The organism is Pseudomonas sp. RIT357 (genome assembly GCF_000632245.1).
Taxonomy (GTDB): domain Bacteria; phylum Pseudomonadota; class Gammaproteobacteria; order Pseudomonadales; family Pseudomonadaceae; genus Aquipseudomonas; species Aquipseudomonas sivasensis.
Genome location: NZ_JFYX01000034.1, coordinates 334,191 through 357,278 on the forward strand (window position 1 = coordinate 334,191; position 23,088 = coordinate 357,278).

The window sequence follows — 23,088 nt, forward strand, 5'->3', positions numbered from 1 at the left end:
TTTTTACGCAGCCCCAAGCGGTCTGTCGCAGGGTTGCCAATACGCCATCTTTTACAAGAACTTGCCAGAGGAATAATCGTGGATTCTCGATTGAATGCCTTTCTGGAGCGAGCCGATGCAGTGCTCGCTCGCCTGGAGCCCTTGTTGCCCGCGCCACGCCAAGCCATCGACTGGAGCCACTGTCTGGCCGCCCGCTGGCAGCGCGAAGGCCGCAGCGGTTTTCTGTTGCCACTGGACGTAAGCCTGGACATGCGTCTTTCCGACCTGATCGGTGTAGACAAGCAGCGTGAAACATTGGCGCGTAACACCCAGCAGTTTCTTGATGGACTGCCTGCCAACCATGCGTTGCTGTGGGGCTCGCGCGGCACCGGTAAATCGTCCATGGTGCGCGCGTTGCTCGCTCATCACGCGAAGGCCGGTTTGCGCCTGATCGAAATCGAGCGTGACCACCTGGCGGATTTGCCCCGTGTGGTTGAGCAACTGCTCAAGCTGCCGCAGCGTTTCATCCTGTTTTGTGATGACCTTTCGTTCGAAGCCGGCGAGGGCGACTACCGTGTGCTCAAGAGCGTGCTGGATGGTTCCCTGGAACAGGCGCCTGAAAACGTGCTGCTGTACGCGACGTCCAACCGCCGTCACCTTGTGCCGGAAAATCAGAGTGACAACGACAACTGGAAGAGGGTGGATGGGGAACTGCACCCCAGCGAGGCCGTGGAAGACAAGATTGCCTTGTCAGACCGTTTTGGCTTGTGGCTGTCCTTCTACCCGTTCACCCAAGAGCATTTCCTGGATGTGGTCGAGCACTGGATCGGTGAGCTAGCGAGCAAGGCCGGTTTGCAATGGCAGCGCGACGAAGCCCTCGACATTCTCGCGGTGCGCTGGGCGACCGGGCGCGGTAACCGCAACGGCCGCTGCGCGTATCAATTTGCCCGTTACTGGGTGGGTCTCAAATTACTGGAGCGTCAACCATGATCGATTTACAACAAGCCGGCACTGGTCTCGGTGGCTACGCCCTACTGTGTGCCCAATTGGAGTCGCTGCTGGCTGATGAGCGCGATTTCATCGCCAACAGCGCGCAGTTTTCCGCTTTCCTCTTTAGCCAACTGGATGACTTGAATTGGGCCGGCTTTTACCTCAATCGCAATGAAGAGCTGGTGCTTGGCCCCTTCCAGGGGCAGATCGCTTGTGTGCGTATTCCGTTTGGCCGAGGGGTCTGCGGCGCTGCTGCAGCGTCGCAGCAGACCCAGCGAGTAGAGGATGTGCATGCATTCCCAGGACATATCGCCTGTGACAGCGCGTCTAACAGTGAGCTGGTCGTGCCACTGCTCAAGGACGGTAAGTTGATCGGCGTCCTCGACCTCGATAGCCCGTCGTTGGCCCGCTTTACCCCTCAGGATCAGGCCGGAATCGAACAGTTGGCGGCAATTTTCCTCCGCTTGACCGACTGCTGATCAAGTGAGGGGCGCAACCCGCCCCTTATTGGCCATCCAGTCTTTGAAGCCGCTCTTGCAGCATCCTTTCAAGTTCCAACATCAGCTTTTCCAATGACTTCACGCCTATTTCGATCAAGGGCCTGTCATCACCACGGGCACAGGCCTGTTCGAGGGCTTCGCACCGCGAGGCCAGCGTACTGGCCTGGACAATTCTAGCCGCGCCCTTGATCTTGTGAGCCTGTTCGATGATGTCCTGGGGCGATGCCTGCGCAACCATCAGTGCGACCAGTTCCTGGCGATCCTGACGACTGCTGCTCAGCAACTCCTCCAGCAGCAGACGACTCATCTGCGGATCGCCACCGGTAAGGGCCTCGAAGTTGCCAATGTCCTGGATCAGGCCGGTGGGTTGAGGACTGATTTTCGCCAGTTGCTGCTCCAGCGCCGTGAGATTGATAGGTTTGAACAGGCAGTCATTCATGCCCGCCTGTGCGCAGCGTTTTTTCTCTTCTGGCTGGGCATTGGCGGTAAAGCCCAGTACCACACAAGGGGTTAGATTCTCGCGTTGCTCGTATTCACGGATTGAGCAGCTCAGCTCGTAACCATTCATGATCGGCATATTGCAGTCGGCTATTACCAAGTCGAAGTGCTCCTGGCGCCAGGCCTGGAAGCCCGCTGCGCCGTTCTGGGCAGCGGTGAACTGGTGGCCCAGGTAGCCGAGTTGCTGGCACATCAACAGGCGATTCGCCGGGTGATCATCAACCACCAGTACATTGAGCACAGACACGCTGGCAGGTGTTGTTGGCTTGAGTTCGTCGACTACCGGCAGTGCCTGCAGGCGATTCATCTTCAGGCTCACATGCACCTGAGTGCCGACCATAGGCACGCTGCTCAGGCTTAGTTGCCCACCCATCATCGCGCACAGGCTGCGACAGATCACCAGCCCCAGGCCCGCACCGCTCCTGGCCAGATGTCCCGAATTGTCCGCCTGGGCAAAGGGTTCGAACAGACGCGTTTGATCGTCCCGGCTGATGCCGATGCCGGTATCTTCCACCACCAGCTTCATCTCGATCTGCTGCGCCAATTCAGTGTTGGATACATGCACCTTGATTTTTACTTGGCCACGTTCAGTGAATTTGATCGCATTGCTGATCAAGTTGGACAGCACCTGCTTGAAGCGCAGGGGGTCAATCAGGACTTCGGTATCTTCTAGGTCTGGCGTGAATTCGAGCAACAGGCTAAGGCTCTTCTGGCGTGCCAGGCCGTCGAATACACGCACTACCGATTCGATCACCTCCCTCAGGTTGACGCGTTCGGGCGCCAGGCTGAGGCGACCGGACTCAATACGTGCGATGTCCAGGATGTCGCCGATTAGCTCCAGCAGATCCTTGGCCGAGTTGTAGGCCACTTCGATGGCCGGCCGATCAAGGTGGCCCTGGTCTGCCCGCTTGAGGGTCAGCTCCAGCATGCCAATCACCGCGTTCATAGGCGTACGGATTTCATGGCTCATGGTGGCGAGGAACGTGCTTTTGGCGCGATTGGCTTCGTCGGCTCGCTCCTTGGCGGTGCGAAGTTCGTCGAACAGCTGACGTCGCTCGCTGATGTCGATCCAGCCACCGATGATGCCCTGAACTTCACCGACGGAATCGCGGTAGGGAAGGATCCAGTGGTAGATCGTCAGTTTCTGTCCACGAATATGCAGGGTGCGGTCCACGATCATTGGCCTGCCTTCGGCCACCACACGTTGATAGTCGGCATGATATTGCGCCGCTTCTGCCGCGAGAGCTGTACTGATCTGAACTGCGCTTTTACCGATCACGTCTTCGCGCTTGACGTCGAACACCTGCAGGTAACTATCGTTGCAGGTCTGCAACAGTCCCTTGTTATCACGCACGTAGATCGGATGCGGGGTTTCATTGACCAGTGCGCGCATGAACTCGAACTGGTCATTGAGGGCGCGCTCGGCCATTTTCCGGTGCCTGATTTGGCGGCGCATGTAAGCGTTCCAACTCAGTGAAATCAGCAACAACAACCCGGTGCCGATGATGATGCGCGCAATCAGTTGGTGATAGTCACGCCAGTAGCTGTCGGAGGCTGCGGAATAGCCGCGCCAACGGCTATTGATCACACCCAACTCGTCAGGGGCGACGCTGAGCAAGGCCTTGTCGAGGATCGAACTGAGTTCGGTGGCGCTGCGTGATGTTGCCAATCCAAAGGTGGCGGGCATTGTGCCAATGCTGAAGCTGATTTGAATCTTGTCTTGGAACATCTGCGAGGTCAGGAAGTAGTTGGCGACTACCAGAGTATTCACGGCCCCCTCAACATTGCCTTGTACGAGGAGTTCGGCTGATTTGAAGGTGTCACCCGTTTCTACTAATTGAATCTTTGGGAACTGCTCAATCAGGAGTTTCTTCAGTGGGCTGCCTTGAGTGATCGCCAGTCGTTTGCCCGACATTTCCTCCAGGCTTGTAGGTGCCTGGCCGTCCTTACGCGTCAACATTACGTAGGAGTTTTCCAGGTAGGGGCGACTGAAGTTCAGTTGGGCTTCCCGCTCGACGCTGGGGGCGATAGCGCCAATGATGTCTGCTTTGCCGGCCTCGACCTGTTCGATCATCGTGTCCACATCACGCGCGCGCTGGATGTCGAAGCGCAACCCGGTGCGCAGGCGAATCAGTTCCAGGAGGTCAGCGGTGATTCCGCGAAAGTTGCCATCGTTGTCGAAGAACGTCAGCGGCGCAAAGGTGGGGTTCACGATCACCTTGACCACCGGGTTATCCTTTAGCCAACGTTCTTCGCGCAGGGTCAATTGCAACTTTTGGTCGGTCAGCAGAATGTCACTGCCGGCACTCCAGCGCTTGGCGATCGCCTCCCGTTCGGTGGTCGGCACGGCCCTCAGTGCCGCGTCGACGATGCTCAACAGTGTTTGCTGGTCCTGGAGCATTGCGAAGCTGAACCCATAGGCTTCATGTTTGCCGAAGTTGGCCATGCGGATGTTTTTCAGGTAGCCCTTGTTGATCATGTAGTGGGTGGAAATGGTATCGCCGAGAAAGACGTCTGCCTGGTCGAAAGCCACTGCATTCAAAGCGTTTTGGTAAGAGGGGTAGGCGCGGATGACGGCTTTGGGGTACAGCTTTTCCACCTCGGCCAGTGGTAGATAGTGGTAGACCAGTGCCAGGCGCATCCCGGCCAACCCCTCGCTCAGACTGCGGGTTTCGCCTTCGCGGGTCACCAGGACGGGTCGATCCACGGCATAGGGCTCCGACAGGATCAGGTTAGGTTTTGCCGCTTCAAAGCTGTTGGAAGAGCCCAGTAAGTCGATATCCCCTGCTTCGAGGGCACGAATGGCGGCTTCTCGGGAGGGGTAGCGCATCACTTTCACCGGCAAGGCCAGTGCCATGGCCAGCAAGCCAGCGTAATCAGCGGTGAGTCCCTCATAGTCGCGCCCGCTGGAGGTGAGGTCAAAAGGTGGGTAGTCAGGGAACGCAGTGCCCAGCACCAGTTCGCGTTTGTTCTGGAGCCATTGGCGCTGGCCCTTGTCCAAGTGGGTTTCCAGCTGTACGGAGCTTGCTCGACTCAATAGGTTGAAATGTTCCGTGCTCGCTGGAGGTGTCGCAGGCACAGCGGTGCTGAAGCACAAGCCGGCACTCAATATAATCAAATAGTCCTTTATACGCCTGGGCATCCGGTTTCTCACACTAGCGCGTTTCGTTTTGCCAGCTCGATAAGTTCTACCAAGGACTTGGCTTGAAGTTTTTGCATCAGCCTCTTTTTATATGTGCTTACGGTTTTGTTACTCAGGAACATGCCTTTTGCGATTTCCTTGTTGGTTCGGCCTTGTGCAAAAAGTTGCAATACCATCAACTCTCTATCATTAACGGCCTTGAACAGTTCAAGTTCCTTGCAGCTCTCATCGTTGGCGTTCAAGGCCTGGCTGGGGAAATAGTTGTAGCCGGACAGTACGGCACGGATGGCGCTCATCAGTTCACTCAGATCGCCTTCCTTGCATACATAACCATCGGCCCCCGAACGCATGCAGCGTGTGGCAAAGAGAGTGGGGGATTGAGCCGTTAAAACCAGGGTTTTCATCGAAGCGCTCATGGCGTTGAACCGGCAAAGCACTTCGAGTCCATCGAGTTTAGGAATGCTGATGTCCAGGATGATCAGGTCCGGCATGCATTCGCGGACCATTTGTATCGCGTCGCATCCATTATCCGTTTCGCCGACTACTTTGAAGTTTTCCTCGTGCTCCAACAACATGCGTATGGCCAGTCTTATAACGGGGTGGTCATCAATAATAAAAACTGTGTTCATGATCATATTCCATGCAAGTGCAAATAAAGCGGGCACATTAGCTCAGAAGGTGAGGGGTAAGCATGAACTTGAGGGGGTGCAGGTATAAAACAGGAAAGTTCCTACATTAAAAAAGGTAAAGCCCTACCGGGCGTGAAGGCGTCGCGAGACGAGCGGCCAGGGTTTCCCAAGGGGATGGGTTAGCGTGTGATTGCAAGGAGTTTGCGACACTTATACGTAAACTTTTCGACGGCCTAGTTTGTTTAAGTTCCTACACTTATAGCGTGAGTAATATATGGATCAAGCCTGCAAGTTCATCTTTATTCAACGGCTTTTGCAAATAGCCGAGCAATGGCAGGTCACGTTCAAGGGCTTGGTTATGCAGCGCCGACAGTTCTGCCTCGGGAAGCCCGCTGAGCAAGATGGCGGCCTTTATAAAGCATTGGCGACTGGCGATTTCAATCAACTCGAGCCCGGGCAGATCGGGCAGACACTGGTCGCACAGGAGGATGTCGAAGGGCGCTTGGGCCTGCGTCATCAAACGGATTGCCTGTCCGGCGTTTTCCGCCGGGGTCAGTTGCTCAAAACCAAAGCTCTTGAGCAGGCACTGGGTGGCGAGCAGTTGAAAGGGATGGTCCTCCACCAACAGGATTCGAAGGGGGTAATTGGGCATAGAGGGCACACGGTGAGTGAAGCGTCGATGGAGGGCATGTAGGAACTGTTCGCCAGATTTGCCCGGAGCGTGAGCGATTATTCCTCGGGAGTTTGTGCGAATTCGATCAGGCCGCTCTGTTCCCGTCGTAGGGCGATTCTCTTCAGGGAACAGGCAACTTGATAAATGACGTTACTGAGGGCTCGAACGCCCGGTCATTTCCCGCGCCATCTCGGTGGCATAGCTGTCGGTCATGCCAGCGATAAAGTCGATCATGCGCAGGAACGAGGCGTGCAACGGCCAAGCCGGGTTCGGTGCATTGTTACCCAGCAGGTCGAGAATACGCCGGTTCTTGAAGGAGGGCGTTCGTCCGCCATGCTGCTCCAATGCCGCGCCGCAAAAAGCGTTCAGCAGTATTTCCAACGTGGTATAGGCGCCAATTTCATGCAAGGTCTTGCGTTTGTCCTGGAAGATTTTCTTGCGTGCCATGTCTTTGGCATCCAGCACGCAGCGTTTGGCCGGCCCGTGCATATGCTCCACCAAGTCGCCGGGCAGGGTGCCGGCCAGCAAGGCATCCTGCTGTTCGACGAAGGCTCGCGCCGCCGCGTTGGTCAAATGCTCGATGGCTTTGCCGCGCAGGATCGCCAGCTTGCGTCTGCGCGAGTCCTGAGATCCCAATTGCCGATAGGTCTGCGGCAGGTCGTCGCCTACCAGGTCGAGCAGCAGCGACTCGACTTCGGCGTATTCCAGCAACTCCATTTCCAGGCCGTCTTCCAGGTCGATCAGGGCATAGCAGATGTCATCTGCGGCTTCCATCAGATAGACCAATGGGTGACGGGCCCAGCGTTGTTCTTCCAGTTGCGGCAGACCGAGCTTGTGGGCGATCTGTTCGAGGATCGGCAGTTCGCTCTGGTAGCAGCCGAACTTGTGTTTCTTGTAGCCCAGGGCGTCGGCGTGGCGAGCGGTCCAGGGGTATTTCAGGTACGTGCCCAGGGTCGCGTAGGTCAGTCGTGTACCGCCGTCGAACTGATGGTATTCGAGCTGGGTCAGTACCCGAAAGCCTTGGGCATTGCCTTCGAAATTGAGGAAGTCGTTGCGCTCGGCGCTGCTCATGTCGTCCAGCCAGCCACGCCCGGCGGCCTGTTGGAACCAGTGCCGGATGGCGTCTTCGCCCGAATGCCCGAACGGCGGGTTGCCAATGTCATGGGCCAGGCAGGCTGATTGCACCACCATGCCCAGATCACTCGGTTCGCACCAGTCGGGCAGTGCACTGCGCAGGGTTTCACCGACGCGCATGCCGAGTGAGCGGCCCACGCAACTGACTTCCAGGGAGTGGGTCAGGCGGGTGTGGATATGGTCGTTGCTGGACACCGGGTGCACCTGGGTCTTGCGGCCCAGGCGGCGAAATGCGCCGGAGAAAATAATGCGGTCATGGTCTTTGTGAAAAGGGCTGCGGCCGAGTTCTTCCGGGCTGTGCAGGGGCTTTCCAAGCCGTTCGCGGGTAAGCAGGGTAGGCCAATCCAAGGCGGGTACTCTCCGTGCGGTGAATGACCCTCCCAGCTTCCCGGTTCCACCTTGGCGGGGCAAGCGAAAATCTACAACCCGGCGGCGTCGATATCAATTAACAGCAAGCGCTGACCGTTATCGAAGAATTGTCCGGCAGTGAGGCAATACTGGTTGGTGGTGGCGTCGCGATACGTCGACGACAAGGTCAGGCGCCGCTCGTCCCAACCTTCGGCCAGCAGGTGATAGAAATACGGGCGCCATGACCAGTTGTGGCCCAGGTAACGCGTGTCGGCCTGCCAGGCGTCCTGGCGCCATTCGAAGTTCGGCGTGAGTTGCGTGCCATGTCGGTCGCACTGATAAAAGCGCAGCAGCCATGGGAAATCCTGCAATTGTGGTAACTGGCTAAGCGGTGCCTGGCCCAGGGCCCAGCTTTGGAGGATTTTCATCAGCTCGGCCAACTGTTGGCGCAGGTCCATGATGCGTCCACGCTCTGCCAGCTTCTGCTGGACGTACGCTGCGCGCAGTTGGGCAAAGCGTGGCACGAAGGCGTCGGTGGCAAACCAATCCAGCTGTGCCTGCGCGAACAGATAGCCCTGTACATAGCGCGAGCCGCATTCCAGGGCAAAGCTCAGTTGCGCTTCAGTTTCCACGCCTTCGGCAATGATCCAACAGCCGGTTTTCTCCGCCATCTGCGCCAGCGCCCGCACGACGTCACTGCTTGGCCCGCCCTTGGCGGCTTCCTGGAAAAGGCGCATGTCCAACTTGAGGATATCCGGCTGCAACGCCAGCACCCGGTCAAGCTGGGAATAGCCGGCACCGAAGTCATCAATGGCAATACGCGCACCGGCCTCGCGATAACGCGCGACCACATCGGCCAAGCGCTGGATATCGCCACCCAGTTCGGTGATCTCGAACACAACGCGCTGCGGGTCAACGCCGTGGGTGTGGATTTGTTTCAAGCTCGGCAGGGCCTGGCCCGGACGCAACCGGTTGATCCAGCGGGGCGAGATGTTCAGGCTTAGAAACCAATCGTCGGGGGCTTCATGCAGGCGGCTCAAGGCATTGTCGCGGATCTGACGGTCGAGGCGTCGCAACGTCGTGCCTGGCGTGCGCGGGTCCGCGAACAACGGGCCCACAGACTGCAAGCTGCCGTCAGCCTGGCGCAGGCGACCCAAGGCCTCGACGCCGGCAATGCGTCCGGTGGCAGTGTCAATAAACGGCTGGAAGCAGGCGAGCGGTTGCCCGTCAATCACAGGACCTCCTTATGAGAGGTAGCGAAAAAAAGAGGCCCGGCCTTCAATGACGAAGGCCGGGCCGATTCTGTTTGCAAGAATGCAGCCAGCAGGGCTCATCCTTTTCGGGAAGTACCTGCCATCGCTAATTTGATCAGCGGGATCAAACCTGCGCCCAGCCGCACCAGCCGGGTCACGCTGCTGATACTGCCGCCCTTGGCACCCTTCCCGGTAAAGAAGCCCATCAGCGTCACTGCCGCCACGCCCCACAGCGGCGCGTGCTTGATGCCCAGGCTGTCCTGCCAGTTGTGGCGCATGTCGCGCACTTTGTGCAGCGGAGCCATCAATTGTTGGGACTCATGACGGATTTCCTGGCGGTGCATTTCCATGCGCAGGCGGATCAGTGCCTTGCGCATTTCTCGACGGGATGTGTTGTGCGGGATCTCAGTCATGCTCATGGCAGCAGGCGCTCCCGATCATTGGCCAGCTCTTCAAGCGTGGCGTGGAAGGGCGTGGACTCATCGAATACTGCTGCTTTCAAGCGCACCCCGCAGAACGCGGCGGCCAGGCTGTAGAACAAGCAGAGGCAGATGATCCCGGTGAGACGGTAGCCGGTGTCCCAGACCAGGATCATCACCAGCGTCGACAACCCGACCAGCAATAACAGGGCAAACACCAAGGCCAAGCCGGCAAACAGCAGCAGGCTGACGGTGCGTGCTTTCTGCTCCTGCAATTCGATGCCGAACAGTTCGACGTGGCTGTGCAGCAAGCCTAGAACGGCCGCGCCCAGGCGTCTTGAGGTAGAACTTGCGCCCGTGGCCGAGCCGCTTTCGCCGATAGACATAATGTTAGCGCCTTGTAGCCAATAGGCCGATCAGAAAGCCCACGCCAGCGGCAATACCCACCGACTGCCAGGGGTTGGCCTGTACGTAGTCTTCAGTAGCGGTGACCGCAGCTTGGCCGCGCTCGCGCAGGGAGTCTTCGGTCAGTTGCAGGGTTTCACGGGCCTTGAGCAAGCTTTCATGAATCTTGCTGCGCAGCTCGTCGGCCTGGTCACCCGCCAGGATCGCGGTGTCATCCAGTAGCTTTTCGGTATCACTGACCAGGGTTTGAAAATCCGCCATCAGTATCTCTTGGGCTGTCTGTGCTGTTTTTCTGGCCATGGTTATCTCCGTGATTGGCTGATCGGTACGTGTGGTTTCGAGTCACCGGCGTCGGTGAAGGTTCACTGCAATTGCGTGGTACAGCTTTTGCTTTGCCTTGGTGCGCATGCACGGGTGCCTGCGCTGAATCTGGGCGGTAAGGCCTCAAGCCATCAAAAACCTTACCTTAAATAACTGAAACTCGCGGAAAAACCCTGTCGGCAACAGCCTGTTGTGTTGATCGCTGCGCTAAAGCGGTTCACGCCCTGTGAAGAGGGGCGGTACCGGCGGTGCCAATTTAGTGCGCGCAACCGTGGCTTGAACCGCTTTGGTGCTTTTTGCCTTTAATGCAGGCCTGCCAACCTTCATGGAAAATTTGCAAAGTGCGGTGGACACTCTGGTCCACAGTTCAAACACCCTGTTTATCCTGATCGGCGCGGTCATGGTACTGGCGATGCACGCCGGCTTCGCATTCCTGGAAGTCGGCACCGTTCGCCAAAAAAATCAGGTCAACGCGCTGTCGAAGATCCTCAGCGACTTCGCCATCTCTACATTGGCCTATTTCTTTATAGGCTATTGGATCTCCTACGGCGTGAGCTTCATGCAACCGGCGGCAGTGATCAGCGCGGACCATGGCTATGGCTTGGTGAAATTCTTCTTCCTGCTGACGTTTGCGGCAGCGATCCCCGCGATCATCTCCGGCGGCATTGCCGAGCGCGCGAAGTTTGCTCCGCAGTTGTGCGCTACTGCGTTGATCGTGGCGTTTATCTACCCGTTTTTCGAAGGCATGGTCTGGAATGGCAATTTCGGCCTGCAAGCCTGGTTGCTCGCCACCTTTGGCGCCAGCTTTCATGACTTCGCCGGTTCTGTCGTGGTGCACGCCATGGGCGGCTGGCTGGCGCTGGCGGCGGTGTTGCTGTTGGGCCCGCGTAACGGACGTTATCGGGAAGGACGCTTGGTCGCCTTTGCGCCATCGAGCATTCCGTTTCTGGCGCTGGGTTCGTGGATTCTCATCGTCGGCTGGTTCGGCTTTAACGTGATGAGCGCGCAAACCCTCAACGGCGTCAGTGGCCTGGTGGCGGTCAACTCGTTGATGGCGATGGTCGGCGGCACCGTTGCTGCGCTGGTGATCGGCCGTAACGACCCAGGCTTTCTGCATAACGGCCCGCTCGCCGGGCTGGTGGCGATCTGCGCCGGTTCCGACCTGATGCATCCGGTAGGCGCGCTGGTCACCGGTGTAGTCGCCGGTGGGCTGTTTGTCTGGTGCTTTATCGCCGCCCAGGATCGCTGGAAAATCGATGACGTGCTGGGCGTGTGGCCATTGCATGGCCTGTGCGGTGTGTGGGGTGGGGTTGCCTGCGGCATCTTTGGCCAGACCGCGCTGGGCGGCCTGGGTGGCGTGAGCCTGGTCAGCCAGTTGATCGGCACCGGCCTCGGCGTGGCAGTCGCGTTCGGCGGCGGCCTGTTGGTGTATGGGGTGATCAAACGCGTCGGTGGCCTGCGCCTGAGTCAGGAGCAGGAGTATTACGGTGCGGACCTGTCGATCCACAAGATCGGCGCGGTCAGTCAGGATTGATCGTCGCTGTTCGGCGGCGTGAAAGAGCCGTGCAGCAGGCGATAGCGGTTGTGTCGCACTTCATCGACCCGCGCCTGTACCTGGTGGTCCGGAAGGCCCAGCAGGATCAAGGCGTGGGAGGCGAGCATCAGGCTCGACTCCAATAGTTCGGGCACCACTTCGCTGGCGCCCGCAGCTTTCAGTTCGGCCCACTGGCTGTCATCGCGAGTGCGCACCAGAATCGGCACCTCGGGGTTGATACGGCGCGCCTCTTTCAACACCACTAGGGCGACATCGCTGTTGTCCACGGCAATTACCACCAACCGCGCCCGTTCCAGGCCCACCGCACTGAGCAGGGCGCCGCGACGGCAGTCGCCGTAATGCACGCTGCTGTCCTCGGTGGCGGCTTCCTGTACCCGTTCCGGGTCGTCATCCAGGGCGATAAAGGCTTGTTGTTCCCGCCGCAAAAAGCGCCCGATGGACTGCCCCACACGGCCGTAGCCACAGATCACTGCATGGCCGCGTAACTCGGCATTGAGCGCGGTGATTTCCTCCAGCTGCACTTGCTGGTTGGGTTTGCGGTGCAGGCGCAGGGCAATCGCCGGGGCGGCGCGCAACAGCAGTGGCGTCAGCAACATCGAGCAGAACGTGGCGGCGAGCAGCAAGCCATTGAATTCATCCGGGATCAGCCGGCTTTGCTGCATTTGCGCCATCAACGCAAAACAGAACTCACCGCCCTGGGCGAGGGCCAAGCCGCTGCGCCAGGCGGTTTCGCTGTCGCTGCCCCGCAGCTTGACCAGCACCGCTACCACGCACCCCTTGATCAGCATCAGCGCGAGGGTCAGGCCGAGGATCAGCAGACTGTGGCTGATGAACAATTGCAGGTCGATCAACATGCCGATACTGACGAAAAACAGCCCCAGCAGGATGTCGCGAAACGGTCGGATATCCGCTTCGATCTGATGGCGGTAATGGCTTTCGCCCAGCAGCATGCCGGCCAGGAAGGCGCCGAGGGCCGGCGATAGACCCAGCAAATGGGTGAGCCAGGCGGTCAGCAACACGATCACCAGTGCAAGCAACACAAACAGCTCCGCCGAGTGGGACGCGGCGACTTCATGGAACAGGCGCGGCAACAACCAGCGACTGGCCAGCAGCAGGCCAACAAACAGCAACACGGTTTTACCCAGCGTCAGCGGCAGCGCCCAGTACCAGGCTTGATCGCTGCTGCCGGCAAACACGGGCACCAAGGTCAGTAGCAATACGGCTACCACGTCCTGGAACAGCAGCACGCCAATCGCGTTCTGGCCATGGCTGCTGAAGATTTCTCCGAGGCTGGTCAGCTCTTTGCTGACGATCGCCGTGGACGACAATGCCAAGCCCGCACCCAGCAGCAACGCGATGCCGGGGGCCACACCAAAGGCCATCAACAAGCCTCCAAGCAGCGCACTGCACCCCAGCACCTGCAAACTGCCCAGGCCAAACACCACGCGGCGCAGGGCGAGCATCTTTGTCAGGGAGAACTCCAGGCCCAGGGAAAACAACAGGAACACCACGCCAAGCTCGGCGAGGTCGGGCAGCTCTTCGCTGTCATTCACCCAGTCCAGCGCCGTAGGTCCCACGGCGAGGCCCACACACAGGTAGCCCAGCACGGGCGGCAGTTGCAGTCGGCGAAACAGCGCAATCACCACAAGGGATGAGGCCAAAATGATCAGCAGGTTGGCGAACACGAGCATCTCCGTTGCAGGGTGAGCGGGCAAAAAGCCGCGAGAATCGCTGAATCAGTTATACGTCATGCTGATCTGTGTCAGGGTTTATCGGCTCGCCACGGGTCTTACGCAAGCCTAGAATGTTGATCTGTTTTCTGATCAGGTCCTTTCGCCATGCTTCCTGAATGCCAGTTGTTCGGCACCCTGGGTTGCCATCTTTGTGAGATTGCCGAAGCCGAAATCATGCCGCTCGTCGAACACGGGCTGTTGGTGGAGCTGGTTGACATCACCGATCCCCAAGATCTCACCGACGTCTATGGGCTGCGGATTCCGGTGCTTCGACGGGTGGATACCGGCGCCGAATTGGACTGGCCCTTTGACGCTGAACAGGTCGTTGCCTTCCTGCGCTGACGTTTATGCGATGGCGGGTTTCCAATTATTACGTTACTGTATGTTTGTACAGCGATTGAATGGAGGGAACGCCCGTGGTGAATGTTGAACAACTGAAAAGCAGCGTCAATCGCATGTCCGCCGACGTCGTGCGCGACGCGGTGAACGAGCTGCGCCTCGATGGCTTGGTCACGGAAGGCAAGACGCCCTTTAACAAAGTGCATTTCAATACCTGCTTCGCGGAGATCGAAGCGTTGTTCCAGCGCGCCGGTTACCACAAGCAACTGGATGTGGTGGGTTATCAGGGCTTGCTCTACGCCTTGTACGATCCCGGTCGCTGGGAAGCGGTGGATGTGCTGCGTTGGCTCAAGGAATTCACCGAAGCGGCCAGTGCGTCGCCGATCCTGCGCACGCAATTAGCCAAAGCCTGAGATCCGCCCTAGGCTCAATCCCGCGTCGTGCGGGATAATGCCCATCGGTTTTTTCAAGGCTTCGAGCATCGGCATGTCCACTTCCGGTTTTTCCGCGTCCCAACACCAAGCCAGCACTCTCTACTTGCCGCCAGGCCCTTGGGCGACCGTGCTCGATTGCCTGTGCGAGCACTTCCCGGCGATAAGCCGTGAGCACTGGCTGGACCGCATCGCCCGCGGACGGGTATTGGATATCAACGGCAGCCCCATTCAGCTGGACCTCGCCTACAAGGAAGGTCTGTGCATTTACTACTTCCGTGAAGTGCCGAACGAAAAGGTGATTCCGGTGCAGGAAACTATCCTGTACGCCGACGAGCACTTGGTGGTGGCGGATAAACCGCATTTCCTGCCCGTGACCCCGGCCGGAGAGTACGTCGAGCAAACCCTGCTGCGCCGCCTGATTCGCCGCCTGGATAATCCGTCGCTGGTGCCGCTGCACCGTATCGACCGGCACACCGCCGGGCTGGTGCTGTTCTCCGCCAACCCCGCCAGCCGTTCGGCCTATCAGCAGCTGTTCCCCAAGCGCCAGATCGATAAATTCTACGAAGCCATTGCCCCGGCCTTACCTGGTTTGACGTTCCCGTTGGTGCACAAAAGTCGCCTTGTGGACGGCGAACCCTTCTTCCGCATGCAGGAAGGCGAGGGCGCCAGCAACACCGAAACGGCGGTGGAGGTGCGGGAAAAAAATGGTGATCTCTGGCGCTACGCCCTGTTTCCCGTGACCGGTAAGAAGCACCAACTGCGCGTGCACATGACCGCGCTGGGGGCGAGCATCTGCAATGACCCGTTCTACCCGGACGTGCTCAAGGATGCCGTCGACGATTACGCCAACCCGCTCAAGCTGCTGGCCCAGGGCGTACGGTTTATCGACCCGGTCACCGGCGAAGAGCGTCGTTTTCGCAGCCAGATCACCCTCGATTGGTAACCCCCGGAAACGACAAGGCCCGCGCGAGGCGGGCCTTGTAGGCAAACGCTAAGACTTACAGGTCTTTAACGGTGCGGACCTGATCTTTATTGATACGGGTCTGCTTGCCGTCCAGTTGTTCGAACTCGTAGAAGCCCGAATCCTTATCGAATTTAGGGGTGTCGACGGCCTGGATTTCGCGACCGTCATTCAGGGTGATCACTGTCGGCGAGGCGCAACCGGCGAGGGTGGCGATGCCCAGTGCAAGCATGAGAGCGGCGATGGTCCGTTGAGTCATGGGTTTGTCTCCGAGAGAATACTTTTTAATTGCTGACCTTGAGACGCGTAAGGCGTCGCCAAAGTTCCTTGTGCGAAAGTTCATTCTGACACGTCAGAGCTCGGCTGTAACAGCTCCGGCGTATTAAGGTTGGCCAGCCGTGGGTCATCCGCCGGGCACTCCAGCCCCACGCCGCCCAATTGCAGGAATATCTTGCGCGGGCTTCGCTCACCGGCTTGCCAGGCCTGTTCTACCTCGGTTTTGAGGTGTATAGGGATGATGCAGATCAAGGGGTCCCAGAATTCGCCGTGGCGCACCATCACGGGCACCAATGGGTTTTGCCGCGCGGTCTTAAGCAGGTCGGTCAGTAGGATCGCGTCGATAGCCGGCACGTCGCACGGCAATATCAGCAGGTGCTCATGGCGCGCTGCGGCCAGCCCGGCGCGGATACCGGCGAGCGGGCCCGGAAAGTCCGGGCTGTCGTCGCTCACCAGCGTGTCGGCATAGGGCGCGTAGAGGTCCTGGTTGCGATTGCACGAGATGATCAGGTCATCCGTCAACGCTCGTACCAAGCGCTGTAGATGGGCGATCAATGGCTGGCCGCGCCATGCCAACAGACCTTTGTCCTGGCCGCCCATGCGCTGGCCGCGCCCGCCGGATAACAGCAAAATCGAGCAGGGAAGGGGCGAAGAATCTAACGACATAAAGGTTCCGCTGCGGCAGGTAAATAGGGGCCTGTGATATAACACCGGGCTGTTCCTCCGACAACCGGACCGTGCCATGAAAGCCAAGGCTGATGCGCCCTTCGTACCCCTGAATATCGCTGTATTGACCGTCAGCGACACCCGCACCCTGGACACCGACACCTCGGGCCAGGTTTTCGTCGACCGCCTCACCGCCGCCGGGCACAACCTGGCCGAGCGCGTACTGCTCAAGGACGATCTCTACAAGATCCGCGCCCAGGTTGCCCATTGGATTGCCGAAGATGTGGTGCAAGTGGTGCTGATCACCGGCGGCACCGGTTTCACCGGCCGTGACAGCACTCCCGAAGCCGTGAGCTGCCTGCTCGACAAGCAGGTCGACGGCTTTGGCGAACTGTTCCGCCAGATATCCGTGGCCGACATCGGCACCTCCACCGTGCAATCCCGTGCCCTGGCCGGCTTGGCCAATGGCACCCTGGTGTGCTGCCTGCCGGGTTCCACCAATGCGGTGCGCACGGGTTGGGACGGCATTCTTGCCGAGCAGTTGGACAACCGCCATCGCCCCTGCAACTTCGTCCCGCACCTGAAACAGGCCGCGCCTTGTGAATCCCGTGGGTAAGCCTGGCAAGACCGGCGCGCTGATGCCCGTGGAAGAGGCGCTGCAGCACCTGTTGGCGCTGGCCGAAGCTACGCCGATCCGCGAGCCGCACGCCTTGCCCCTGGCCGAGTGTGATGGCCGGGTATTGGCGCAGGATCTGGTCTCCACCCTTGACCTGCCGCCGTGGCCGAACAGTGCCATGGACGGTTACGCGCTGCGCCTGGCGGACTGGACCGGTGAGCCGCTGGTGGTGAGCCAGCGCATCTTTGCCGGTCAGGCACCTGAACCTCTGGCCGCGGGCACTTGCGCGCGCATCTTCACCGGCGCACCGGTGCCGCAAGGCGCCGATTGCGTGGAGATGCAGGAAAATGCCGTGGTTCACGCCGATGAGCGCGTGAGCTTTACCGAGCCCCTGCACGCCGACCAGAACATCCGCCCTCAAGGCCAGGAAACCACGGTCGGTGAACTCGTTTTGTCAGCCGGGACGCGCTTGGGCCCGATTGAGCTGGGCCTGGCTGCGTCCCTCGGCTGTGATCGTCTGAATGTAGTGCGCTGCCCGCGCGTGGCCGTGCTGTCCACCGGCGACGAGTTGATCGAACCCGGCTTGCCGCTGGGGCCCGGCCAGATCTACAACAGCAATCGTCGCGTACTGTGCAGTTGGCTTTCACGCATGGGCTGTGAAGTGATCGACGCCGGGATCCTGCCGGATGACTTGGAACAGACTCGCACGCGATTGGCGGGCCTGGGCAGTGTCGACCTGATCCTGTCCACCGGTGGCGTGTCGGTAGGTGAAGCGGACTTCCTTGGCATCGCCCTGCGTGAAGAAGGCGAACTGGCCCTGTGGAAGCTCGCGATCAAACCTGGCAAGCCACTGACGGTCGGGCATTTCCGTGGCGTGCCGGTGATCGGCCTGCCGGGTAACCCGGCCTCGACCCTGGTGACTTTCGCACTGTTGGCGCGCCCCTACATTCTGCGTCGCCAAGGTGTGGCCGACGTGGAGCCGTTGCGGTTCGAAGTCCCGGTGGGATTCGTCTGGCCGAAACCGGGCAATCGTCGCGAGTATCTGCGCGGGCGCATCGAGCAGGGCAAGGCGATCATCTACCGTAACCAAAGCTCTGGCGTGCTGCGCAGCGCGGCGTGGGCGGAGGGGTTTGTGGAGGTGTTGGAAGGGACGACGCTGGCACTCGGTGATCGGGTTAATTTCATCCCGCTGAGCGAAGTCCTGAACTGAACACAAGTCCAAATGGGAGAGGGGGCTTGCCCCCGATAGCGGTGCTTCAGCCACACATCAGGTGACTGACACTCTGCCATCGGGGGCAAGCCCCCTCCCACATTTGGACCTTTGTGTGCCTGTGGCTATTCAGTAGTCGTCGCCACGCTCCGTGACGTCCCGCTCCACAGGCCGCGCATCCGGGTCATAGCCCACCGGGAACTTGCCCTTCAAGGTCCAGGCAAACGCAATGATCTCCGCGATGGTGCGGTACAACTCCTCCGGAATGCTGTCGCCCAGTTCCATGCGCGCCAGCAGCTTTACCAGCTCGGCGTTTTCATAGATCGGCACTTCATTTTCCCGCGCCAACTTGAGGATGGCTTCGGCCAGGGCATCGTCGCCCTTGGCGGTCAGGGTCGGCGCTTGCTGGCCGTCGTACTTGAGGGCAATCGCCTGGCGCGGTGGGTTGGAGTTCTTCATGCGGTTTCATCCACCCAGCGTTGCTCCAGTCCGGTTTTCGGCCCGCGTGGTGGCGTACCCAGATGGCAATCGAGGTCGCCGACGTTGATGCCCGAAGTCACCAGCCGCTCGCGCAAGTTGCCCAAATGGCTTTCGATCAGGCTGGCGGTGAACGGGCGTGTTGCCCACAGTTGGCTCGACAGTTTGCCCTGGGTCAGTTGTGCCTGGACCTGCAACGGCCCCAGCGGCTCCATATCGAATGCCAGCTCGACGCGCCATAGCATTTGCTTGGGGTCCTTGCGGTCTTTGCGTTCGGGCTGGTCTTTGTCTGGCGCCGGTTCTTCGCGCTGGAACTTGACCTGCAACGGCACGATGTCCTGCAGCGTGCGCATAGGGATTTCCAACTGCCAGGTGGTTTGCAGGCGGCCATCGGCGGTAGTGCCGGTCTGTTCCAGACTCGACAGTTGGTGGCTCTGTAACCTGGAAATGGCCCCGGCTGCCAGACGCAGCAGGTTTTCCAGGTCGCCTTCGCCTTCAAGCTTCGCCATCAGCCGCTCGGGCAGTGGAAAGCTGACCGGTGCCTGCCGCGCGCTGACTTGGCCCAGCGTGTTCAGTGGGCTGCGCACAAAATTGGGCAATACCTGGGCCAGCGTGTTGGCCGCAAGAATGGCGTTGAGGTTGGTACTGGCGGGCAGGGCGGGCAATAGGTCCGCGACAAGGCGCAGCAGTGCGCCCTTCATGTCCAGTGGTGGTATTTGGGGATTCTGTCCTGCGAGTAATTTGGCCTCCAGAAAGGCGCCGCTGTTCTGAATCACTTGGGCCAGGACTTTGGGGTTACTGACCTGTGCCAGATCGGGCAGCGCCGCGAGCAAACGGTCGGCGGCGGCGCGCAGGTCGGCGGAGGTGCTATCGCCACGGGGCAGGTTTTGCAGGGCAGTGAACACCGCATCCAGGGAGCCCTGGCGACTTTGCTGGGTCGACAGTTGCTGGGTGACCGCCAATTGATCCTTGAGCCCGCTCAGCGGCACAAAATTCAAGGTCTGCGCGTTCTGCACCACGGCGCTGAGCAGGCTGCCTAAGCGCAACGGCTGTGGGCTTTCCACCGTCAGTGTCGCGCCGGCCAGGGCGTTATTCAGCACCGTCACCAACGAACGATAGATCGCCGGTTGCGCCGTGCCCTGGGGCAGCATCTGAGTGGTCAATACCTTGGCTTGCAACAGCGTACCTTCCGGGACTTTGGCGGTATCGATGCGGGTGAGGGCGGCGACGTTGGCACTCAAAGCCTGTTGCAGGCTGAGGGTCAGATTGCCCGCTGGCGTCTGGCTCACCGCCACATTGCTGCCTAAGGGCAATGGCTGCGCGCTGCTGGCCTGCACCAGCGTCTGGCGGCCGCCGTCCAAGGTCAGCTTGAGCAGCAACTGAAAGGCTTCACCGCCTTGTTTAAGGGCGATGACTTCGGCATTCGCGGTTTTCCCAGGGTCGATCAGCCCAATCTGCGGCTCCAGCAGTTTCAGCAGTGCTCCAGGCGCAGGCGCGGAGCTTTGCCCGGCTGCCGGGGTGGGAGGAAGCGTAGGAAGGTTGATCTCGCCGGTCATCGTGCGCATCGTCTCTGGGGAAATTGCCCTCTTTAGCGTAGGGCATCGCATGTATAATGCCGCCCGTCTGCAAAGAGAGCGCTAAAAACCTCACAACTATTTGATCCAGCTCTCTAAAATCGGTCGCCAAAGCCGTTATGGTGCTTCTTTCTATAACGGCCGCTGCACCGCCGACTTGAACCGTAAAGGCCCGCGATCTCTTGACCAGCCCTCTTCTTGAAGCCGTAGCGCTCTCCTGTGAACGCGACTTGCGCCTGCTGTTCGAGCACCTCGACCTGCGTGTGGCGGGTGGCGATATGGTGCAGATCAGCGGTCCCAACGGCAGCGGCAAAACCAGTTTGCTGCGCCTGCTGGCCGGGTTGATGCAGCCCACGGCCGGTGAAGTGCGGCTTAACGGCAAGCCCCTCAACGAACAGCGCACCGAGCTTGCACGCAACTTGATCTGGATCGGCCACGCGGCCGGCATCAAGGACGTGCTCACTGCCGAAGAAAACCTCAGCTGGCTCAGCGCCCTGCACCATCCTGCTTCCCGCGATGCCATCTGGCAGGCCCTGGCCGCTGTGGGCCTCAAGGGTTTCGAAGACGTTCCCTGTCACACCCTGTCTGCCGGCCAACAGCGCCGCGTGGCCCTGGCGCGCCTGTACCTGCCGGGCCCGCCACTGTGGATTCTCGACGAACCCTTCACCGCCCTCGACAAACAAGGCGTCGCCCAGTTGGAAGAGCACTTGGCGCGGCATTGCGAGCAGGGCGGAACCGTCTTGCTCACCACCCACCACACCCTGGCGCGCATGCCCGCCGGTTACCGCGACCTTGATCTGGGCCGGTGGTCGGCATGAGTGTCTTCGCCCTGCTGGTCGCCCGCGAAGCACGGCTGTTGTGCCGTCGCCCGGCTGAATTGGCCAACCCGCTGGTGTTCTTTGCCATCGTGATTGCGCTGTTCCCGCTGGCGGTCGGCCCCGAGACTAAACTGTTGCAAACCTTGTCGCCGGGGCTGGTGTGGGTGGCGGCGCTTTTATCGGTTCTGCTCTCGCTGGACGGGCTGTTTCGCAGTGATTTCGAAGACGGTTCCCTGGAACAGTGGGTCCTTTCGTCGCACCCTCTGCCACTTCTGGTACTGGCCAAGGTGCTGGCACACTGGGCTTTTTCCGGCCTCGCGCTAGTCTTGCTCTCGCCGCTGTTGGCGATGATGCTGGGCTTGCCCGTTGAGTGCCTGCCGGTATTGCTTTTGTCCTTGTTACTCGGCACGCCAGTGCTCAGCCTGTTAGGGGCCGTGGGCGCAGCGTTGACCGTCGGTTTGAAGCGTGGTGGCCTGCTACTGGCCCTGTTGATTCTGCCGTTGTACATCCCGGTACTGATCCTTGGCAGCGGCGCTTTGCAGGCTGCGCTCATGGGCATGCCGGCGACCGGTTACCTCCTGTGGCTTGGTAGCCTGACCGCCCTGGCGGTAACCCTGACACCCTTTGCTATAGCCGCCGGCCTGAAGATCAGCGTCGGCGAATAATGAGGTCTGACCCAGCGACATTGTCAGCTCTTCAACATAAGAAAGACCCTACGTTTCTCGCAATGACGAGAAGCAACCGTGAGAAACAGCAATGAACTGGACCTGGTTTCACAAGCTCGGCTCGCCCAAATGGTTCTACGGCATCAGTGGCAAACTGCTGCCTTGGTTCAGCATCGCCGCCGTGTTGCTGATCGGCATCGGCCTGGTCTGGGGCCTGGCCTTCGCCCCGCCGGACTACCAGCAAGGCAACAGCTTTCGCATCATCTACATCCACGTGCCTGCCGCGATGCTGGCCCAGTCCTGCTACGTGATGCTGGCGGTATGCGGTGTCGTCGGCCTGGTCTGGAAGATGAAACTCGCGGACGTTGCCCTGCAATGCGCCGCGCCCATCGGCGCGTGGATGACCGCCGTGGCGCTGGTCACCGGCGCGATCTGGGGCAAACCCACCTGGGGCTCGTGGTGGGTGTGGGATGCGCGACTAACGTCCATGTTGATCCTGCTGTTCCTGTACTTCGGTCTGATTGCGTTGGGCAACGCGATCAGCAATCGTGACAGCGCCGCCAAGGCCTGCGCGGTGCTGGCGATTGTCGGCGTGATCAACATCCCGATCATCAAATACTCGGTGGAGTGGTGGAACACCCTGCACCAGGGCGCCACCTTCACCCTCACCGAAAAACCGGCGATGCCCGTGGAAATGTGGGCACCGCTGCTGTTGATGGTGCTGGGCTTCTACTGTTTCTTCGGTGCCGTGCTGCTGATGCGCATGCGCCTCGAAGTGCTCAAGCGTGAAGCCCGCGCCAGTTGGGTCAAGGCCGAAGTGCAAAGCAGCCTGGGAGCGCGCGGATGAGTTTTGCTTCTTTCAGTGATTTTCTCGCCATGGGCCACCACGGCCTCTATGTCTGGACGGCCTATGGCATCTGCCTGGCGGTGCTGGCCCTCAACGTCGCCGCGCCGATCCTGGCCCGCAAGCGTTACCTGCAACAAGAGGCGCGTCGTCTGCGCCGGGAGACCGAAAAGTGAATCCGCTGCGTAGAAAACGTCTGATGATCATCCTCGCCATCATGGCCGGCGTCGGCATTGCCGTGGCCCTGGCCTTGAGCGCGCTGCAACAGAACATCAACCTGTTCTACACCCCGACCCAGATCGCCAATGGCGAAGCACCGGTTGATACCCGCATCCGCGCCGGTGGCATGGTGGAGAAGGGCTCGTTGAAACGTTCCGGCGATTCCCTCGACGTGACCTTCGTGGTTACCGACTTCAATAAGGCCGTGACCATCACCTACCGTGGCATCCTCCCGGACCTGTTCCGCGAAGGCCAGGGCATCGTCGCCCTGGGCAAACTCAACGCTGACGGCGTGGTGGTGGCCGATGAAGTGCTGGCCAAGCACGACGAAAAATACATGCCGCCGGAAGTCACCAAGGCGTTGAAAGAAAGCGGCCAATCGGCACCAACCCCAGCGAAGGAGGGCTAAG

Annotated in this window: 26 protein-coding genes; 13 read left to right on the forward strand and 13 right to left on the reverse strand. The window is 59.8% G+C overall.

The annotated features are described in order from the left end of the window. Positions 1 to 78 precede the first annotated feature (78 nt). Together BW43_RS08315 and BW43_RS08310 are read left to right on the forward strand one after the other, a co-directional pair. Positions 79 to 969, forward strand: coding sequence for an ATP-binding protein (locus BW43_RS08315; RefSeq protein ID WP_032889064.1), 891 nt, complete (start codon positions 79 to 81; stop codon positions 967 to 969). Further along, complete coding sequence (locus tag BW43_RS08310) at positions 966 to 1,448, forward strand: GAF domain-containing protein (protein WP_032889067.1); 483 nt, start codon at positions 966 to 968, stop codon at positions 1,446 to 1,448. The genes BW43_RS08315 and BW43_RS08310 overlap by 4 nt, the downstream gene beginning before the upstream one ends. Before the next feature lie 25 nt (positions 1,449 to 1,473). Here the strand turns inward: BW43_RS08310 and BW43_RS08305 are convergent, their stop codons facing one another. The 8 genes from BW43_RS08305 to BW43_RS08275 all read right to left on the reverse strand — a co-directional run bounded on the left by BW43_RS08305 (position 1,474) and on the right by BW43_RS08275 (position 10,270). Continuing rightward, complete coding sequence (locus tag BW43_RS08305; protein WP_081797770.1) at positions 1,474 to 5,109, reverse strand: transporter substrate-binding domain-containing protein; 3,636 nt, start codon at positions 5,107 to 5,109, stop codon at positions 1,474 to 1,476. Positions 5,110 to 5,117: 8 nt separating this feature from the next. Beyond that, positions 5,118 to 5,738 carry a response regulator transcription factor gene (locus tag BW43_RS08300; protein WP_032889068.1) on the reverse strand — a complete coding sequence of 207 codons (621 nt, stop codon included), beginning with the start codon at positions 5,736 to 5,738 and terminating at the stop codon, positions 5,118 to 5,120. A 256-nt stretch (positions 5,739 to 5,994) separates the two neighbouring features. Continuing rightward, entirely contained in the window at positions 5,995 to 6,390 is a 396-nt protein-coding gene (locus tag BW43_RS28480; RefSeq protein WP_081797772.1) for a response regulator, read from the reverse strand. Positions 6,391 to 6,561: 171 nt separating this feature from the next. Continuing rightward, complete coding sequence (locus tag BW43_RS08295; RefSeq protein ID WP_032889071.1) at positions 6,562 to 7,893, reverse strand: deoxyguanosinetriphosphate triphosphohydrolase; 1,332 nt, start codon at positions 7,891 to 7,893, stop codon at positions 6,562 to 6,564. A gap of 71 nt (positions 7,894 to 7,964) precedes the next feature. Further along, positions 7,965 to 9,128 carry an EAL domain-containing protein gene (locus BW43_RS08290; protein WP_032889073.1) on the reverse strand — a complete coding sequence of 388 codons (1,164 nt, stop codon included), beginning with the start codon at positions 9,126 to 9,128 and terminating at the stop codon, positions 7,965 to 7,967. Positions 9,129 to 9,223: 95 nt separating this feature from the next. Next, positions 9,224 to 9,565: a hypothetical protein gene (locus BW43_RS08285; RefSeq protein WP_032889075.1), complete on the reverse strand. Its 342-nt coding sequence runs from the start codon at positions 9,563 to 9,565 to the stop codon at positions 9,224 to 9,226. Continuing rightward, positions 9,562 to 9,951 (reverse strand): phage holin family protein, encoded by a 390-nt coding sequence (locus BW43_RS08280; RefSeq protein WP_032889077.1) that lies wholly within the window; start codon positions 9,949 to 9,951, stop codon positions 9,562 to 9,564. The genes BW43_RS08285 and BW43_RS08280 overlap by 4 nt, the downstream gene beginning before the upstream one ends. A gap of 4 nt (positions 9,952 to 9,955) precedes the next feature. After that, positions 9,956 to 10,270, reverse strand: coding sequence for a YqjD family protein (locus tag BW43_RS08275; RefSeq protein WP_032889079.1), 315 nt, complete (start codon positions 10,268 to 10,270; stop codon positions 9,956 to 9,958). A gap of 346 nt (positions 10,271 to 10,616) precedes the next feature. On the opposite strand from BW43_RS08275, the gene BW43_RS08270 reads away from it, so the two are divergent. After that, on the forward strand, positions 10,617 to 11,825 hold the full coding sequence (locus BW43_RS08270; protein WP_032889301.1) for an ammonium transporter: 1,209 nt from the start codon (positions 10,617 to 10,619) through the stop codon (positions 11,823 to 11,825). On the opposite strand, the gene BW43_RS08265 is transcribed toward BW43_RS08270, so the two are convergent. Then, a complete protein-coding gene (locus BW43_RS08265) occupies positions 11,816 to 13,537 on the reverse strand; it encodes a monovalent cation:proton antiporter-2 (CPA2) family protein (RefSeq protein ID WP_032889081.1) in 1,722 nt (573 codons plus the stop codon). The two genes, BW43_RS08270 and BW43_RS08265, sit on opposite strands and share 10 nt — an antisense overlap. A 147-nt stretch (positions 13,538 to 13,684) precedes the next feature. Here BW43_RS08265 and BW43_RS08260 point away from each other — a divergent pair, with 147 nt between their 5' ends. The 3 genes from BW43_RS08260 (at position 13,685) to BW43_RS08250 (ending at position 15,295) form a co-directional block, all read left to right on the forward strand. Further along, positions 13,685 to 13,921 (forward strand): glutaredoxin family protein, encoded by a 237-nt coding sequence (locus BW43_RS08260; RefSeq protein ID WP_032889083.1) that lies wholly within the window; start codon positions 13,685 to 13,687, stop codon positions 13,919 to 13,921. Positions 13,922 to 13,995: 74 nt separating this feature from the next. Beyond that, positions 13,996 to 14,331 carry a hypothetical protein gene (locus BW43_RS08255; protein WP_032889084.1) on the forward strand — a complete coding sequence of 112 codons (336 nt, stop codon included), beginning with the start codon at positions 13,996 to 13,998 and terminating at the stop codon, positions 14,329 to 14,331. Positions 14,332 to 14,404: 73 nt separating this feature from the next. After that, positions 14,405 to 15,295 carry a pseudouridine synthase gene (locus BW43_RS08250; protein ID WP_032889302.1) on the forward strand — a complete coding sequence of 297 codons (891 nt, stop codon included), beginning with the start codon at positions 14,405 to 14,407 and terminating at the stop codon, positions 15,293 to 15,295. Positions 15,296 to 15,350: 55 nt separating this feature from the next. On the opposite strand, the gene BW43_RS08245 is transcribed toward BW43_RS08250, so the two are convergent. Next, entirely contained in the window at positions 15,351 to 15,572 is a 222-nt protein-coding gene (locus tag BW43_RS08245) for a YgdI/YgdR family lipoprotein (RefSeq protein ID WP_032889086.1), read from the reverse strand. Between the two features lie 80 nt (positions 15,573 to 15,652). Next, positions 15,653 to 16,255, reverse strand: a complete 603-nt coding sequence (gene mobA / locus BW43_RS08240; protein WP_032889088.1) for a molybdenum cofactor guanylyltransferase MobA — start codon at positions 16,253 to 16,255, stop codon at positions 15,653 to 15,655. 76 nt (positions 16,256 to 16,331) lie between these two features. Here mobA and moaB point away from each other — a divergent pair, with 76 nt between their 5' ends. Together moaB and glp are read left to right on the forward strand one after the other, a co-directional pair. Continuing rightward, the gene (gene moaB, locus BW43_RS08235; protein ID WP_032889090.1) at positions 16,332 to 16,871 is read left to right on the forward strand and encodes a molybdenum cofactor biosynthesis protein B; all 540 of its coding nucleotides are present in this window, start codon (positions 16,332 to 16,334) and stop codon (positions 16,869 to 16,871) included. Beyond that, positions 16,855 to 18,081, forward strand: a complete 1,227-nt coding sequence (glp, locus tag BW43_RS08230; protein ID WP_032889092.1) for a gephyrin-like molybdotransferase Glp — start codon at positions 16,855 to 16,857, stop codon at positions 18,079 to 18,081. Before moaB ends, glp begins: the two co-directional genes overlap by 17 nt. A 129-nt stretch (positions 18,082 to 18,210) precedes the next feature. Here glp and BW43_RS08225 read toward each other — a convergent pair whose 3' ends face one another. Further along, the gene (locus tag BW43_RS08225; RefSeq protein ID WP_032889094.1) at positions 18,211 to 18,540 is read right to left on the reverse strand and encodes an EscU/YscU/HrcU family type III secretion system export apparatus switch protein; all 330 of its coding nucleotides are present in this window, start codon (positions 18,538 to 18,540) and stop codon (positions 18,211 to 18,213) included. After that, on the reverse strand, positions 18,537 to 20,114 hold the full coding sequence (locus tag BW43_RS08220) for a flagellar hook-length control protein FliK (protein ID WP_032889304.1): 1,578 nt from the start codon (positions 20,112 to 20,114) through the stop codon (positions 18,537 to 18,539). Before BW43_RS08220 ends, BW43_RS08225 begins: the two co-directional genes overlap by 4 nt. Before the next feature lie 200 nt (positions 20,115 to 20,314). Here BW43_RS08220 and ccmA point away from each other — a divergent pair, with 200 nt between their 5' ends. The 5 genes from ccmA (at position 20,315) to ccmE (ending at position 23,087) form a co-directional block, all read left to right on the forward strand. Further along, positions 20,315 to 20,950 carry a cytochrome c biogenesis heme-transporting ATPase CcmA gene (gene ccmA, locus BW43_RS08215; protein WP_032889096.1) on the forward strand — a complete coding sequence of 212 codons (636 nt, stop codon included), beginning with the start codon at positions 20,315 to 20,317 and terminating at the stop codon, positions 20,948 to 20,950. Beyond that, positions 20,947 to 21,615 (forward strand): heme exporter protein CcmB, encoded by a 669-nt coding sequence (gene ccmB / locus BW43_RS08210; RefSeq protein WP_003189951.1) that lies wholly within the window; start codon positions 20,947 to 20,949, stop codon positions 21,613 to 21,615. The genes ccmA and ccmB overlap by 4 nt, the downstream gene beginning before the upstream one ends. A 91-nt stretch (positions 21,616 to 21,706) precedes the next feature. After that, complete coding sequence (locus BW43_RS08205) at positions 21,707 to 22,462, forward strand: heme ABC transporter permease (protein WP_032889098.1); 756 nt, start codon at positions 21,707 to 21,709, stop codon at positions 22,460 to 22,462. Further along, complete coding sequence (gene ccmD / locus BW43_RS08200; protein WP_003172771.1) at positions 22,459 to 22,635, forward strand: heme exporter protein CcmD; 177 nt, start codon at positions 22,459 to 22,461, stop codon at positions 22,633 to 22,635. The genes BW43_RS08205 and ccmD overlap by 4 nt, the downstream gene beginning before the upstream one ends. After that, positions 22,632 to 23,087: a cytochrome c maturation protein CcmE gene (gene ccmE / locus BW43_RS08195; RefSeq protein WP_032889100.1), complete on the forward strand. Its 456-nt coding sequence runs from the start codon at positions 22,632 to 22,634 to the stop codon at positions 23,085 to 23,087. The genes ccmD and ccmE overlap by 4 nt, the downstream gene beginning before the upstream one ends. Position 23,088: the final 1 nt, after the last annotated feature.

Bases quoted from the DNA above. Each gene is read 5' to 3' on its own strand.
- BW43_RS08310 (WP_032889067.1), top strand. From the start codon at position 966: ATGATCGATTTACAACAAGCCGGCACTGGTCTCGGTGGCTACGCCCTA.
- BW43_RS08305 (WP_081797770.1), bottom strand. From the start codon at position 5,109: ATGCCCAGGCGTATAAAGGACTATTTGATTATATTGAGTGCCGGCTTG.
- BW43_RS08300 (WP_032889068.1), bottom strand. From the start codon at position 5,738: ATGAACACAGTTTTTATTATTGATGACCACCCCGTTATAAGACTGGCC.
- BW43_RS28480 (WP_081797772.1), bottom strand. From the start codon at position 6,390: ATGCCCAATTACCCCCTTCGAATCCTGTTGGTGGAGGACCATCCCTTT.
- BW43_RS08285 (WP_032889075.1), bottom strand. From the start codon at position 9,565: ATGAGCATGACTGAGATCCCGCACAACACATCCCGTCGAGAAATGCGC.
- BW43_RS08280 (WP_032889077.1), bottom strand. From the start codon at position 9,951: ATGTCTATCGGCGAAAGCGGCTCGGCCACGGGCGCAAGTTCTACCTCA.
- BW43_RS08275 (WP_032889079.1), bottom strand. From the start codon at position 10,270: ATGGCCAGAAAAACAGCACAGACAGCCCAAGAGATACTGATGGCGGAT.
- BW43_RS08270 (WP_032889301.1), top strand. From the start codon at position 10,617: ATGGAAAATTTGCAAAGTGCGGTGGACACTCTGGTCCACAGTTCAAAC.
- BW43_RS08265 (WP_032889081.1), bottom strand. From the start codon at position 13,537: ATGCTCGTGTTCGCCAACCTGCTGATCATTTTGGCCTCATCCCTTGTG.
- BW43_RS08260 (WP_032889083.1), top strand. From the start codon at position 13,685: ATGCTTCCTGAATGCCAGTTGTTCGGCACCCTGGGTTGCCATCTTTGT.
- BW43_RS08250 (WP_032889302.1), top strand. From the start codon at position 14,405: ATGTCCACTTCCGGTTTTTCCGCGTCCCAACACCAAGCCAGCACTCTC.
- BW43_RS08245 (WP_032889086.1), bottom strand. From the start codon at position 15,572: ATGACTCAACGGACCATCGCCGCTCTCATGCTTGCACTGGGCATCGCC.
- mobA (WP_032889088.1), bottom strand. From the start codon at position 16,255: ATGTCGTTAGATTCTTCGCCCCTTCCCTGCTCGATTTTGCTGTTATCC.
- moaB (WP_032889090.1), top strand. From the start codon at position 16,332: ATGAAAGCCAAGGCTGATGCGCCCTTCGTACCCCTGAATATCGCTGTA.
- BW43_RS08225 (WP_032889094.1), bottom strand. From the start codon at position 18,540: ATGAAGAACTCCAACCCACCGCGCCAGGCGATTGCCCTCAAGTACGAC.
- BW43_RS08220 (WP_032889304.1), bottom strand. From the start codon at position 20,114: ATGACCGGCGAGATCAACCTTCCTACGCTTCCTCCCACCCCGGCAGCC.
- ccmB (WP_003189951.1), top strand. From the start codon at position 20,947: ATGAGTGTCTTCGCCCTGCTGGTCGCCCGCGAAGCACGGCTGTTGTGC.
- BW43_RS08205 (WP_032889098.1), top strand. From the start codon at position 21,707: ATGAACTGGACCTGGTTTCACAAGCTCGGCTCGCCCAAATGGTTCTAC.
- ccmD (WP_003172771.1), top strand. From the start codon at position 22,459: ATGAGTTTTGCTTCTTTCAGTGATTTTCTCGCCATGGGCCACCACGGC.